General features: G+C 62.7%; 15 protein-coding genes. 8 read left to right on the top strand and 7 right to left on the bottom strand.

The genetic code is table 11. The annotated features are described in order from the left end of the window. Positions 1–12 precede the first annotated feature (12 nt). From AC2VLV_RS06695 to AC2VLV_RS06685, 3 genes are all read left to right on the top strand, one after another. Positions 13–144: a DUF3034 family protein gene (locus AC2VLV_RS06695; protein ID WP_486989234.1), complete on the top strand. Its 132-nt coding sequence runs from the start codon at positions 13–15 to the stop codon at positions 142–144. A 27-nt stretch (positions 145–171) separates the two neighbouring features. Further along, positions 172–627: a group I truncated hemoglobin gene (locus AC2VLV_RS06690; RefSeq protein WP_486989233.1), complete on the top strand. Its 456-nt coding sequence runs from the start codon at positions 172–174 to the stop codon at positions 625–627. Between the two features lie 71 nt (positions 628–698). Next, the gene (locus tag AC2VLV_RS06685) at positions 699–992 is read left to right on the top strand and encodes a high-potential iron-sulfur protein (protein ID WP_486989232.1); all 294 of its coding nucleotides are present in this window, start codon (positions 699–701) and stop codon (positions 990–992) included. A gap of 74 nt (positions 993–1,066) precedes the next feature. On the opposite strand, the gene efp is transcribed toward AC2VLV_RS06685, so the two are convergent. Then, positions 1,067–1,621 (bottom strand): elongation factor P, encoded by a 555-nt coding sequence (gene efp, locus AC2VLV_RS06680; protein WP_486989231.1) that lies wholly within the window; start codon positions 1,619–1,621, stop codon positions 1,067–1,069. A gap of 35 nt (positions 1,622–1,656) precedes the next feature. Continuing rightward, positions 1,657–2,823, bottom strand: coding sequence for an elongation factor P maturation arginine rhamnosyltransferase EarP (earP, locus tag AC2VLV_RS06675; RefSeq protein ID WP_486989230.1), 1,167 nt, complete (start codon positions 2,821–2,823; stop codon positions 1,657–1,659). Between the two features lie 133 nt (positions 2,824–2,956). Between earP and AC2VLV_RS06670 the strand changes: the two genes are divergently transcribed. Both AC2VLV_RS06670 and uvrC read left to right on the top strand, forming a co-directional pair. Next, on the top strand, positions 2,957–3,514 hold the full coding sequence (locus tag AC2VLV_RS06670) for a uracil-DNA glycosylase (RefSeq protein ID WP_486989229.1): 558 nt from the start codon (positions 2,957–2,959) through the stop codon (positions 3,512–3,514). Between the two features lie 5 nt (positions 3,515–3,519). Then, a complete protein-coding gene (uvrC, locus tag AC2VLV_RS06665) occupies positions 3,520–5,466 on the top strand; it encodes an excinuclease ABC subunit UvrC (RefSeq protein ID WP_486989228.1) in 1,947 nt (648 codons plus the stop codon). 21 nt (positions 5,467–5,487) lie between these two features. On the opposite strand, the gene AC2VLV_RS06660 is transcribed toward uvrC, so the two are convergent. After that, on the bottom strand, positions 5,488–5,961 hold the full coding sequence (locus AC2VLV_RS06660) for a hypothetical protein (RefSeq protein ID WP_486989227.1): 474 nt from the start codon (positions 5,959–5,961) through the stop codon (positions 5,488–5,490). A gap of 493 nt (positions 5,962–6,454) precedes the next feature. Here AC2VLV_RS06660 and AC2VLV_RS06655 point away from each other — a divergent pair, with 493 nt between their 5' ends. From AC2VLV_RS06655 to AC2VLV_RS06645, 3 genes are read left to right on the top strand one after another with little or no spacing between them, the layout of a single operon-like run. Then, positions 6,455–7,936 carry a cytochrome ubiquinol oxidase subunit I gene (locus AC2VLV_RS06655; protein ID WP_486989226.1) on the top strand — a complete coding sequence of 494 codons (1,482 nt, stop codon included), beginning with the start codon at positions 6,455–6,457 and terminating at the stop codon, positions 7,934–7,936. Between the two features lie 4 nt (positions 7,937–7,940). After that, complete coding sequence (locus AC2VLV_RS06650) at positions 7,941–9,185, top strand: hypothetical protein (protein ID WP_486989225.1); 1,245 nt, start codon at positions 7,941–7,943, stop codon at positions 9,183–9,185. 30 nt (positions 9,186–9,215) lie between these two features. After that, on the top strand, positions 9,216–9,536 hold the full coding sequence (locus AC2VLV_RS06645) for a c-type cytochrome (protein WP_486989224.1): 321 nt from the start codon (positions 9,216–9,218) through the stop codon (positions 9,534–9,536). Here the strand turns inward: AC2VLV_RS06645 and AC2VLV_RS06640 are convergent. From AC2VLV_RS06640 to AC2VLV_RS06625, 4 genes are all read right to left on the bottom strand, one after another. Continuing rightward, positions 9,517–11,010, bottom strand: a complete 1,494-nt coding sequence (locus AC2VLV_RS06640; RefSeq protein WP_486989223.1) for an efflux transporter outer membrane subunit — start codon at positions 11,008–11,010, stop codon at positions 9,517–9,519. The two genes, AC2VLV_RS06645 and AC2VLV_RS06640, sit on opposite strands and share 20 nt — an antisense overlap. Next, positions 11,007–11,324: a TehB family protein gene (locus AC2VLV_RS06635; protein ID WP_486989222.1), complete on the bottom strand. Its 318-nt coding sequence runs from the start codon at positions 11,322–11,324 to the stop codon at positions 11,007–11,009. The genes AC2VLV_RS06640 and AC2VLV_RS06635 overlap by 4 nt, the downstream gene beginning before the upstream one ends. Positions 11,325–11,347: 23 nt before the next feature. Continuing rightward, positions 11,348–12,058 carry an ABC transporter ATP-binding protein gene (locus AC2VLV_RS06630; RefSeq protein WP_486989221.1) on the bottom strand — a complete coding sequence of 237 codons (711 nt, stop codon included), beginning with the start codon at positions 12,056–12,058 and terminating at the stop codon, positions 11,348–11,350. Position 12,059: 1 nt separating this feature from the next. Then, positions 12,060–12,746, bottom strand: a 687-nt coding sequence (locus tag AC2VLV_RS06625; protein WP_486989220.1) for an ABC transporter permease, incomplete at its 5' end; no start/stop codon positions are given.

Here is a 12,746-nt window from a genome sequence, read left to right as displayed (position 1 = left end):
TCGCCCGGCACGATGAAAGACGTGTTCATCGCCTACTTCCCGAACAAGAGCCTGTCGCTGACCGCGGCCTATGCCGACCTGGGCCCCTTGCCGTTCCAGGCCAGCAACAAGGGCTTCTATCTCTCGCTCAACGGCACGTTCTGATTCCCAACCCTCTCAGGAGAAACATCCATGAAACTGCAATCTTTCCCTATGGCACGCCATCTCGGCGGCGTCGCGTTGACCTGCGCGCTGGCATTTCCGGCGCTGGCGCATGCTCAGATGACCTCAGGTCAGACGCTGTATGAACAACTCGGCGGCAAACCGGCCATCACCAAGGTCGTGCACGACATGATTGTCAACGTCGCCGCAGACAATCGCATCAACCATTTCTTCGCCAAGACCAATATTGCGCATCTGCAGATGGAACTGGTCACTCAGGTCTGTGAAGGCACCGGCGGCCCGTGTAAGTACACCGGGCTGAATATGCGGCAGGCGCACAAAGGCATGAATCTGAGCACGGCCGATTTCAATGCCTTGGTCGAAGATCTGCAGAAGTCCATGGACAGCAATCACGTGCCCCTGGGGCTGCAGAACCAGTTGTTGGCGATTCTGGCGCCGATGGAGCCTCACGTCGTCCATCAATAAGGCGCAGGGTCGTCTGGTTTTGCGGAGGCTCGCGGGCCTCCGCTTCGGTATCGCGTCACAGGAGATCACTCATGCATAACCCGAAATCGCCACTTTCCCTGACCAACCCCCAACGGCGCAGTCTGTTGCGCCGAGGCGGCCTGCTGCTCGCGGTGGTCGGCGCTGCGGCCATTGTGCCGGCACAGGCCGACGACGGCATGCTGAGCAAGGCGGCCGTGCACTATCAGGACATGCCGCACAGTGGCCAGCAGTGCAGCAACTGCGCCTACTTCATTCCGGGCTCATCGGCCACGGCCAGCGGGTCTTGCCGACTGGTTGCGGGAACCATCTATCCGAACGGCTGGTGTCAGCGGTTCTCTTCCTAAGAAGGGCTGGGTTGAAACAACGAAGCCGCCCAAGGGCGGCTTTGTCAGTGTGAGCTGATCGGCTCGATCTGGCGTCAGACGCGGCTGCGGTATTCGCCGGTGCGGGTGTCGATCTCGATCTTGTCGCCGGTGGCGACAAAAATGGGGACGGGCACTTCATAGCCGGTGGCGAGTTTGGCGGGTTTGAGCACCTTGCCGGAAGTGTCGCCCTTGATGGCGGGTTCGGTGTAGATGATCTCGCGCACCACGGTGGTGGGCATGTCGACGGAGATGGCCTTGCCGTCGTAGAACACCACTTCGACGGACATGCCGTCTTCGAGGTAGTTCAGGCTGTCGCCCATATTGTCTTTTTCAACTTCGTACTGGTTGTAGTCCGTGTCCATGAAGACGTACATCGGGTCGGCGAAGTAGGAGTAAGTGCACTCTTTGCGCTCCAGCGTGACCGGGTCGAGCTTGTCGTCGGCCTTGTAAACCACTTCGGTGCCGCCGCTGGTGAGCAGGTTCTTCAGTTTCATTTTCACCGTGGCGGCATTGCGGCCACCGCGGCTGTATTCGGTCTTTTGCACCACCATCGGGTTGTCGCCAACCATGATGACATTACCGGCGCGGATTTCTTGTGCGATCTTCATTGAACAGTCTGTGGGGTTTCAAATAAACGCTTATTCTACCGGGCGGGTGCAAGAGAGGGCCGATTGCTGGCGAGCTGCTGCACTTCATCGACCAGTTGGCTGGCCAGATCAGCTTGGGTTTGCAGGCTGCGCGACCATTTGAGCGCATGGCGCTGCAAGGTGGGCAGGCTGCTCACAAACTCCAGCCAGGCGGGCGCCAGGTCGAGGCCCCGGTTCCAGGCGGTCCAGAAATGCACCACGGTGTCGCGCAGTTCGCTGTCGGCTTCATTGAGGTAGAGATCGAGGAAGGCATCGAGCTTGCGGTCGTGGGCGCTGTCTTCTTGCGGGTAGATGTGCCAGATGAAGGGCTTGGCCGCCCATTGCGCGCGGACGAAGGAATCTTCTCCCCGCACGATGCAGACGTCGGCCGCCCAGAGCAGTTCGTCGAAGCGTTGCTGCGGGATGTAGGGCAGGGCGTAGATGGTGAGGCTGCCGCGCGAGGTGATCTGGCCGGTTTGCAGCGTCATGTCCAGCCAGGTGTTGATGGCCGTCATCACCTGGCCGGGACAGACCCAGAGCGCCACCGGACGCTCGGAAGCAGCCATGGTGTGCAGCCAGCCATCGAGCCGCTGGCGGGCATAGCTGAACAGCAGCACGGTGAGCGCATGGTCGGGCGGGGGCGGCAAGCCGAGGGCACGCAGGGCGATGCGTTTGGCCGAGGGCTGCATCTGCCAGTTGTCGCGCTGCGAGATCAGGCTGGATTCGCGCAGCAGCCCGCCGGATTTGTCGGAGAAGCCGGGGTAGTAGAAATACTTCATCAGCCCACCGCTTTGCGGCGAAGGCTTGAGGTGATGCAGATCGACCCACTTTTCTGCGCTGAGGTGTTCGAGGTTCAGCCAGACGGGAGGAGGCGAGGCCTTGCCGATCTGCGCAATGTAGGCGTCGCTCAGGTGGCTGCCGAACATTTCGATGACCACATCGCCCGGCGTGGCCTGGGACTGCCGGGCCCAAGGCACAATCTGCACTCCGGCCAGGGTCTGCTCCGCAGCACGAAGCTGAACCTGCGGCGCAATATGGGCGAACGCCTTGAAGTCGTCCAGGAATAATCGCACCTGTTGCTGGTGCTCCGCGGCGAGTTGCCGGGCAAGTCGCCAAGTCACGCCGATATCGCCGAGGTTGTCGACGACATGGCAAAACAAATCCCACCGATGTTGGACTTTCATGAATATGCAAGGTGACGACGCACCGCTCTCAATCTCACTGTCTTTTTATGATCCGCATTGTCGTCTGTGCCCACGACTAGCGGCCTTTTTACACCAAGTCAAACAAGATCATCCCGATTTTGCCTGTCTGCCGGTGCCGCCTTTGGGGCCGCTGGATGCGCCGCTGCTCATCGCGGGCCTGGCGCCAGGCTTGAAGGGGGCCAATGCCTCGGGGCGCCCGTTCACGGGAGATGGCGCCGGGCCGCTGCTGTTCGGCACGCTCACCGAACTGGGTCTGGCCTCGCGGCCTGTACCTGTGCGGATCGGCGATCACCCCTCGACGCTGCGGGCCGACGACGGCCTGCAACTGCACGGCTGCCGCATCAGCAACGCGGTGAAATGTCTGCCGCCTGAAAACAAGCCCTTGCCCGCGGAGATTCGCACCTGCAATCGATTCATCGCCGCAGAGATTATGGCCATGCCGAATCTGCAGGTGATCGTCGCTCTGGGCCGGGTGGCGCACGATGCGGTGCTCATGGCGCTGGGGCGCAAAGCCTCCTCGGCCCGCTTTGCCCATGCCGCCGAGCATCGCATGGGCGACTACATCCTGATCGACAGCTACCACTGCAGCCGCTACAACCAGAACACCGGCCGCTTGACCGCTCCGATGTTTCGCGCGGTGTTCGAGCGGGCCTTGCAACTTCTGAACTGAGCATCATGGCATCCGATTCGCCCCAACCGGAGCACAGCGCGGCGCTGCTGGCGCAGGTTGCGGCGTTGCCGCATTTGCCCGGGGTCTATCGCTATTTCGCGGCCGATGGCGGTTTGCTTTATGTGGGCAAGGCGCGCGATCTGCGCAAGCGCGTGTCGAGCTACTTCCAGAAAGATCACGGCGGCACGCGCATCGGGCTGATGGTGTCGCGCATCCATCGGCTCGACACCACGGTCACCCGCACTGAAGCCGAGGCGCTGCTGCTCGAAAACAACCTGATCAAGACGCAGCATCCGCGTTACAACATTCTGTTTCGCGACGACAAGTCTTACCCGTATTTGCAGATCACCACGGCGCACGAATACCCGCGCGTGGCGTATTACCGCGGTGCGACTGACCGCAAACAGCAGTACTTCGGCCCCTACCCAAACGCCTGGTCGGTGAAGGAAAGCATCGCGGTGCTGCAGAAGGTGTTTCAGTTGCGCACTTGCGAGGACACGGTGTTTTCCAACCGCAGTCGGCCCTGCCTGCTGCACCAGATTCACCGCTGCACGGCGCCCTGCGTGAGCAAGATCAGCGCGGCAGACTATGCGCGCGACGTGCAGCATGCGGTGCGCTTTCTACGCGGCGATCATGGGGTGGTGATGGGCGATCTGCAGTTGCAGATGCAGTCGCTCTCCGACGCGCTGCGTTTCGAGGAGGCCGCGGTGCTGCGCGACCAGATCGCTGCGCTTTCTGGCGTGCTGCAGCAGCAAAGCATGGAAGTGGGCAGCGCCGAAGACGTGGACATTCTGGCCGTGGCGCTCAAGGGAGGTCGGGCCTGCGTCAACCTCGCCATGGTGCGCGGCGGTCGGCATCTGGGCGACCGGGCCTATTTCCCCAGCCAGGTTCAGGCGGCGTTGGAACTGGGCGACGATCTGGCGGATGGCATCGCTGCCGAACAGGGCGTTCCCGGCCAGGCAGCGCAGCGGGTGCTGCAGGCTTTTGTCGCGCAGCATTACCTGCAGATGGCGCCGCCGCCGGTTCTGGTGTGCGACCTGCCCGTCGAGCCGGAATTGCTCGATGCCCTGGGCGAACATGCCGGGCATCGCATGCAGCAGGTCACGCAGCCGCGCGGCCAGCGGCGCGATTGGCTGGAGATGGCGCAAAAAGGCGCGCAGATCGCGCTGACGCGCTTGCTCGCGGAAGAAGGCTCGCAGCGCGAGCGCAGCTTCGCTTTGGCGCAGGTCTTGGGCTTGGACGCCGAACAGGCCGAAGGCTTGCGCGCGGAATGCTTCGACATCAGCCATACCGCAGGCGAGGCCACGCAGGCGTCTTGCGTGGTGTACGCCGAACATGCGATGCAGCCGGCGCAGTACCGGCGGTTTCGCATCAACGACATCACGCCGGGTGACGACTACGCCGCGATGCGCCAGGTGCTCACCCGGCGCTACAAGCGCGTGGCCGAGGCGCTGGCTCAAGAAGGGGCGCCCGCAACAGACGGCGAGACACCCAGCGACGCGCGTCTGCCCGATCTGGTGCTGGTCGATGGCGGTCGCGGGCAGGTGACGATGGCGCGCGAGGTGTTCACCGAACTCGGTCTGGATCTCAGCGTGATCGTTGGCGTGGAAAAAGGCGAGGGCCGCAAGGTCGGCCTGGAGGAATTGGTGTTCGCCGACGGCCGCGCCAAGCTCACCCTGCCCGCCGATAGCGCCGCCCTCATGCTGGTGGCGCAGATTCGCGACGAGGCGCACCGCTTTGCCATCACCGGCATGCGCGCCGCACGCGCCAAGGTGCGCACGGGCGGTTCGCGGCTTGAGGATATTCCCGGCATCGGCCCCAAGCGCCGCGCCAAGCTGCTGGCGCGGTTTGGCGGCATTCGAGGCGTAGAGGCCGCCAGCGAAGACGACCTGATGACGGTGGACGGCATCTCGCGCGAACTCGCCCACACGCTGTACAAGGCGCTGCACTAAAAAAAGTGGCAGCCGGGCTTCTTACTTTGCCGCGTGCTTTTTATGCAGCGAGGCTTTGTACAACGCGACCACTTCCTTGAACTGCTCGGCGTTCAGCAGGGCGCGCATCTTGTCCACGCAGCCCGCGCGCATGGCCGCCAGCGCGGCTTCCTGCTTGCCGATGTCTTCGATCAGGGCTTGGCGCTCGGGGGTGTCGCCCATGCCATCCAACAGCGCAGTGCGCAGTTGCAGGCGGGTGTTGGCCAGCTTGTCTTCCGCGGCCATGCGTTTGGCAGGTGCGGTCTTGAGCCATTGGGCAAACTGTTCTTGTTGGGCGGCATCGAGCTTGAGCGCTTTTTCGTGCTGTTTGATGATGGGAACCAGCGCGACGACAGGCTCGCCCAGGTTGTAGGCGGGGCGTTCGGCTTGGGCGAACTGCATCGGCGCAACGAAGCCAAGTACCAGCGCGGCGATCAGGGCGGTGCGTTTGAAGTGTTGTTGGGTGGAAGTCAGCATGGCAATCTCCAGTGGGTCATTTCCTGCAAAAGGCAGGGCTGAAACATGAATGTAATCAGATGTATCAGATTGTCTATTGATCCGACACAAAAAAAGAAGTTGTGCGGCAAAGCGCCGCAGGTTTCGTTGATCGGTACGGCAAAAACGAGTTGGCGCAGCGAGTCGCGGTTGAAATTCCCGCCGCTCCGCTTTTCCAATTGACATAGATCAAACGCCCGTTTTGTGCGGTCGCCGCCACAGCACGCAACCCGTCTAGGCTTCGTCCTGCTCGCATCAGGATGGTGCGGCGCTGAGGCCTTAACCTAGATGCGGTGAACCGTCGCGTGCGAAGTAGCGACGGACGCCAAGGCGGGTATTCAGGGTTTTCCCAGCGACGTTTTGTCATCTTGTTCCCTGATCTATATCAGCGAATACTGATGCACGGATATAGACCGGACGGGCAGCGGCAACAAGACCGCGATCCACCGTCGACACATTGCTTGAAGGAGTTTGTATGTCTGAGTTGCTCGGCATTTACCCCTCGTGGTACGTGCCTCAAATCGGCACAGCCTGGGTGATGGGGATCATCGGCACGATACACGTGCTGGCCTCCAATACCTCGGTCGGCGCCGCCGTGCTGTTTGCCATGCTGGAGAGTCGGTCGGTTCGCGAGAACAAGCCCGAGATCATGCAGTACATCAAGAAGTACGGCATGTTCCTGCTGGTGTTTTCGTACATCTGGGGCTCGGTCACCGGCCCTGGCATCTGGTATTCGGTCACTGTGGCCAGCCCGCGTGGCATCTCGGCGCTGATCCACAACTTCGTCTGGGTCTGGGCGACGGAGTGGATTTTCTTCACCGTAGAAGTGATCGGGGTGTACGCGCTGGTCTACACCATCGGCAAGATCGACCCCAAGACCCACCTGAAAATCACCTGGACTTTTGTGGTGAGCTCCATCGCCACGCTGGTGCTGATCGTGGGCATTCTGTCGTTCATGATGTGGCCGGGCAATGATCGCTGGTATCTCACCGGCTCGGTGTTCGATGCCTTCTACAACCTCAACTTCGCGGCTCAGTTGGCCGACCGGGGCTTCCTGATGCTGACGTCGGCGGCTGTGGTGGGCACCATCATCGTGGCGGCCATTCCCAAAGGGAATCCGCTGCGGCGCGACGTGGGGCAGACGGTAGCCAAACTCGGCATCATCGGTCTGGTGGGCGGCGCGCTGTCGTTCATGTGGTACGTCGCCACGCTGCCGCCGAACGCGCTGATCATGCTCAAGGATCGCCTGCCGCACTGGTTCGGCTACGTCGATTTTCGCGTCACGACTTTCGTGCCCCTGGCCGTCACGTCCTTGTTGATCGGCCTCTACCTGCTGTGGGTCTATCTCAAGCCGCAGGCGGTGCGTGTGCCCATGGCGGCGGCCATGGTGGTCATTCTTTTGGTGGCCGGCATCTGGCCGGAAGAGCGCACTCGGGAAAGCATACGCAAACCCTGGGTGGCGGGGCAGTATATGTATTCCAACCAGATCATCGGCCGGGATGTTCCGGGTCTGGGCATCAAGGATGAAGTGCCCATCATCGCCAAAGAGGGGCTGCTGAAGACAGCGGCCTTCGTGCCGGCCGATCTGCGGGTGATCACGCCGCAAAACCAGATGGAAGCCGGGCGGCTGCTGGCGGTGATGTCGTGCGCCAACTGTCACTCGATCAACAAAGACGGCCCGCTGCGCCCGTTGCCCAAGCTGCTGCACGGCACGACGGACGTGGCCATGATCCAGGGCTTCCTCGCCGGGCCGCTGGCGCACGGCACCGTGCCTTACATGCCCAAGATCGATCTGCCCGGTGACGAGCAAAAGGCGCTCGCCACCTTCCTGGCCGCAGTCAATGCCGGCACGGTGAACGCCGAAGGCCATCTGATCGCTCGTGCGCCCGTTGCGGCCCCGCTGCGCACCGCCGTGGCGCAAGCCGCTGATCAGCAACCCACCAAAGCAAAGGACTGACATCATGGATAACGCTTCCGTTTCCGCCATGCTGCACGCCTTGCAGGACCCGGCCGGTCTGCCCGCGCCTGCTTGGATTTTCCAGTATCTCAACGTGCTGACGTGGTCGTTCCACATCGCTTTCGTCAACCTGGCGCTGGGCTCGGGCCTGCTGGCCATCATCGCCTTCATGCGCCGTCATCAACCCGCCTGGGCGCGGCTGTCGGTGGCGATGACCGGGGTGGCCAAGGTGGCCGTGTCGATGGCCATCGTACTGGGCGTGGCGCCCTTGCTGTTCACGCAGACGATCTACGACCCGTCCTGGTACACCAGCAACGTGCTGTCGGCGTTCTGGGTGATCTTTTTCATCTTCAGCCTGGGCATCGGTTATACCCTGTGGTTCGTGTTCTATTTCAAGAACCACGACGTTTCGCATATTGCCCAAGCGCCCGACACGACCGTATGGTGGGCGACTGCGGCCCTGTCGATTCTGGTGTTCGACGGCTTCATCATGCATGTGCTGTCGTATCAGGGGCTGTTTCCGCAGAAGTGGATGCAGTGGTACGCACCGCACGGCGTGCCGGTGATGAACGGCATGGGCATTCATGCCTTCGATCTGTGGCGTTTCGGCTTTTTCATGGTCATGTCGCTGACCATGACCGGGGTGTTTTTGCTGGGCTATGCGCGTTACTTCCGCACCCGCGAAGACGTGCCGACCGACTATCTCGAATTGGCGCACCGCATCGGTGTGAAGACCACGTACTGGGGAGTGGCGTTGCAGCTTGTCACGGGCGTGTTCTGGGCGCTGGGTCTGCCGTCGTATATGCAGGTGTTCACCCAGCCGCTGTTCTGGCTGACCCTGGTGCTGATTGTGGGGGTGGCGCTGTATGCCCGTCAGGTGCCGGTGCGCGGTTCGGCGCTGCAGGCGTATTCGGCCATGGCGCTCTACGCCTTGATGGCGCTGATCATCTCGGTCGATCGTGAGGCGCTGCGGGTGGCTTATCTGGCGCCGTTCCACTACGACCTGAATTCCAAACCGCACTACGAGTGGGGCGCGGTGATCTGGTTCTTCGCGACCTTCATCTTTGTTGGCGGCTCGCTGGTCACGTTTTATTCCACCATGCTGTGGAAGGCTGGCAAGGTCAAAGGGCTCTATACGGCAGACGGCACGGTCTCGCGCCTGGGCGATACCGCGGTGTGGATCAACTTCACCTGGCTGGTCGTGTTCTTTGCCATTGGCGTGTGGGCCTATGTGCGCAACATCCTTTGATGCGCGCCCCTGAATCTGGAACTCTCCATCATGACTCTTTTGAAATCTCTCTCTCTGACCGTCGCAGGTGTTTTGTTCACCGTCGGCATGGCCCAGGCCGCACCGTCGGCCGCGATCGGCGCCAAGTTCGGCGTGTGCTTTGCCTGCCACGGCGTCGATGGCCATGCCATTCTGCCGACCTATCCCAATCTGGCGGGCCAGAACAAAGACTATCTTGTTCAGACGCTCAGGGAATTCCGCGACGGCAAGCGTCCCAATGACGTCATGGGGCCGATGGCCAAGCCCCTGAGCAACAACGATATCGACGAAGTGGCGATGTACTTCGCCGACATCAAACCGGGGAAGAAGTAAGCGCCGCCTGCGTCTGCAAGCCGCCGCCCAGCGCCTGATAGAGCAGGGCGGTGTCGTTCAGACGCGCAGCCTGAGCGGCGATCAGGCCGATGCGGGTCTGCTGTAGCTGTTGCTGCGCGGTGAGCAGTTGCAGCGCGTTGGCAGCGCCCAGCGCGTATTGCTGTTCCACCAGTTGCAGCGAAGTTCGCGCGGAGGCTTCGGCCGCGCTCTGTGCCTGCAAGGCCTGGGCGTCGTGTTCAAGCGAGCGCAGCACATCGGCCACCTGCCGCAGGCCTTGCAGCACGGTCTCGCGGTAGTTGGCGGCTGCGGCATCAAAGCCGGCCTCGGCGGCGCGCGCCTCGGCCTTCAGCCCGGGTTTGAACAACGGCTGGGCCAGCTGCCCGGCCACTCCCCAGATCAATGAACCACTGCCGAACAGGCTGGCCGCGGTCAGCGCCTGGCTGCCCATGTTCGCACTCAGGGTGAGCTGCGGGTATTGTTTGGACACCGTCACGCCGATCTGCGCGCTGGCGGCGTGCAGCAAGGCCTCGGCGGCGAGGATGTCGGGCCGCTGACGCACCAGATCAGACGGCAGACTCAGCGGTAAATCGGCGGGCAGGGTGAAGTCGGCCAAGGTGAAGCGCGGATTTGTCGCCGAGCCGGGCGGCTGGCCGCTGAGCACGGCCAGCAGATGGGCCGCCTGGTCGGCGCCGTTGCGCAGCGGGGCGATGCTGGCGTGGGTTTGTTCCATCTGGGTTTGCAGCGTGGCGATGTCCGAGGCAGTGGCCACGCCCAGGCGTTCGCGTGCGCGGGTGATTTCAAACTGCTCCTGCTGCGCTGCCAGAATTTGCTGCAGTGCGTCGATCTGAGCCGCCAGCAGCGCCTGCTTCACGGCCGTGGCGACTACTTCCCCAGCGAGGCTGAGTTGAGCAGAATCGAGCTGGTAACGCCGCCATTCGGTCTGTGCCGCCAGTGCTTCCAGCGCGCGACGGTTGCCGCCGGAAAGATCAAAGACGTAGCTCACCCCAACCCCTGCGTTGTACAAGTCGTAGCGCCGCTCGCCGCCGGGTAGCCCCATCGCAGCGCTGTTGTTCTGCAAGGTTTGCGCACCGAGCGTGGCGCTGACCTGCGGATAAAGCGTGGAGCCGCTTTGCGCGGCATAGGTTTCGCGCGCCTGTCGCAGCGTAGCCTGCGCCGCCGCGAGGGTCGGGCTGTGTGTCAGCGCGCTGGCGATCAAGGCGTCTAGCTTGGGCGAAGCGAATTGTTTCCACCAATTTGCGGCCACGGCATGGTCTGAGATGAAGTGCTGTGCGCCACCCAGCTCGCCTGGCGCGGAGGCTGTGCGTGCGGGCAGTTTGCCGATGGTGTAAGACGCTGTTTTCGGGACTGTCGGCGCTTTGAAATCAGGCCCGGCAGCGCAGCCTGCCAGCGAGGAAGTGCAGATGATGAGCAGCCAGAGCTGCAGCGTCTGGCGAGGGGAGGGTGCAGTCGTCATGTCAGGCTTTCGGCTGGAGGTTGAGCCTTATCAGGCTTGGCATGAAACTCGACGTAAAAGCGCACCGGACCGATGGGCGCCACTTCATGCGGTACGGTCGGCTCGACGATGCCGGGCTTGTCGGGCGTGAGCAGGCGCCGCTCGGGCGCGGGCGCAAGGATGCGGTATTCGAGCAAGCCCTGGGTGACGTGGATCACGCCCCATACCCCGGGTTTGGTGGTGTGTTCCTTGAGCAGCCCCTTCGGTATCGTGGATTCGGTGAACTCGGGGGTGCGGCGATAGGGGCGCACGTCTGCAGGCAGGCTTTTCAACATGTGGCTTCTCCTCTCTTTGCGGTTCAGTCAAAACCGCGACCTTCGCCGACTTCCTCGTGGGTCACGCCGTCGCGGATGTGATAGATACGCTTGAAGGTGGGGATGATTTTTTCGTCGTGGGTGACGACGATGACGGCGGTCTGGTAGCGCTGCGCCATGTCGTTGAGGATGCGGATAACGGCCAGCGCGCGGACGCTGTCGAGTGGTGCGGTGGGTTCGTCGGCGAGGATGACGGGCGGATGATTGACCAGCCCGCGGGCGATGGACACGCGCTGCTGTTCGCCGCCTGAGAGCTGCACTGGCATGGCCTTGGCGCGGTGCTGCACATCGAGCGCGGTGAGCAGTTCCAGCGCGCGGGCGCGGGCCTCGGCGTTGGGTCGCCCGGCCAGCATGGGCAACAGGGCGACGTTGTCGGTGACGTCGAGAAACGGAATGAGGTAAGGCGCCTGGAACACGAAGCCGATCTTGTCGCGGCGCAGCGCGCGCAGGTCGCGGGTTTTCCAGCCGTCGTCGTAGATGACTTCATCGCCCAGGGTCATGCGCCCGGCGGTGGGTTCAATCACCGCGCCCAGACATTTGAGCAAGGTGCTCTTGCCCGAGCCGGACGGCCCGACCAGGCCGACCACTTCGCCCGGCGCGACCTGCATGGTCACTCCCTTGAGCGCGTCCACCGCAGTGTCGCCGCTGCCGTAGCGTTTTTTCAGGCCGTCGATGCGGATGCCTTTTTCAGCCATCTCAGCCTCCAATCGCTTCGGCCGGATCGACCTTGAGCGCGGCGCGGATCGCCAGCACGCTGGCCAGCGCACAGATCACCACCACGGCGAGCAGCCCCTTGACCGAATCGCTCGGCAGGAGCAGCACGTATTTCGGAAAGATCGGCGCCCAGAACGTGGCGGCGATCTTGCCCACCGCGAAGCCGATCAGCCCGAGGCCGATGGCCTGCTGCAGAATCATCGCGGCGATGGTGCGGTTGCGCGTGCCGATGAGCTTGAGCACGGCGATTTCGCGGATCTTGCCCAGCGTCAGGGTGTAGATGATGAAGGCGACGATGGCCGCGCTGACGACGGCCAGAATGACCATGAACATGCCGATCTGTCGGGATGCGGTGGCGATGAGCTTGTTGACCAGAATGTCTTCCATCTGCGCGCGGGTGAACACGGTCAGCCGCTTCCAGCGACGGATGGGCGCGGCCACTTCTTCGGCGGTGTAGCCGGGCTTGATGCGCACCAGCACCGCGTTGACATAGTTGTTGGTGCTCTGCGAGGCGATCACCGCGTCGAGCAGGCCGGGCACGCCGGGGCGGTTGAACGCCGGGCTTTCCGCGGTGCGACGGCGCTGCTGCAGGATGGCCTCGTTGTCCTTCAGGAATTGCGCCTGCTGCGCGTCTTTCAGCGGAATGAACACCATCGGGTCGCCGCTGGA

The organism is Thiomonas sp. TH-17, assembly GCF_057473305.1.
Note: the sequence above shows the minus strand (reverse complement) of the source record. Positions and strands in the feature narration are given on the sequence as shown.

Coding starts and splice junctions, on each gene's coding strand:
- AC2VLV_RS06695 (WP_486989234.1), top strand. CDS start 13: ATGAAAGACGTGTTCATCGCCTACTTCCCGAACAAGAGCCTGTCGCTG.
- uvrC (WP_486989228.1), top strand. CDS start 3,520: ATGGCATCCGATTCGCCCCAACCGGAGCACAGCGCGGCGCTGCTGGCG.
- AC2VLV_RS06650 (WP_486989225.1), top strand. CDS start 7,941: ATGGATAACGCTTCCGTTTCCGCCATGCTGCACGCCTTGCAGGACCCG.
- AC2VLV_RS06655 (WP_486989226.1), top strand. CDS start 6,455: ATGTCTGAGTTGCTCGGCATTTACCCCTCGTGGTACGTGCCTCAAATC.
- AC2VLV_RS06685 (WP_486989232.1), top strand. CDS start 699: ATGCATAACCCGAAATCGCCACTTTCCCTGACCAACCCCCAACGGCGC.
- AC2VLV_RS06690 (WP_486989233.1), top strand. CDS start 172: ATGAAACTGCAATCTTTCCCTATGGCACGCCATCTCGGCGGCGTCGCG.
- AC2VLV_RS06660 (WP_486989227.1), bottom strand. CDS start 5,961: ATGCTGACTTCCACCCAACAACACTTCAAACGCACCGCCCTGATCGCC.
- AC2VLV_RS06645 (WP_486989224.1), top strand. CDS start 9,216: ATGACTCTTTTGAAATCTCTCTCTCTGACCGTCGCAGGTGTTTTGTTC.
- AC2VLV_RS06630 (WP_486989221.1), bottom strand. CDS start 12,058: ATGGCTGAAAAAGGCATCCGCATCGACGGCCTGAAAAAACGCTACGGC.
- AC2VLV_RS06635 (WP_486989222.1), bottom strand. CDS start 11,324: ATGTTGAAAAGCCTGCCTGCAGACGTGCGCCCCTATCGCCGCACCCCC.
- efp (WP_486989231.1), bottom strand. CDS start 1,621: ATGAAGATCGCACAAGAAATCCGCGCCGGTAATGTCATCATGGTTGGC.
- AC2VLV_RS06640 (WP_486989223.1), bottom strand. CDS start 11,010: ATGACGACTGCACCCTCCCCTCGCCAGACGCTGCAGCTCTGGCTGCTC.
- earP (WP_486989230.1), bottom strand. CDS start 2,823: ATGAAAGTCCAACATCGGTGGGATTTGTTTTGCCATGTCGTCGACAAC.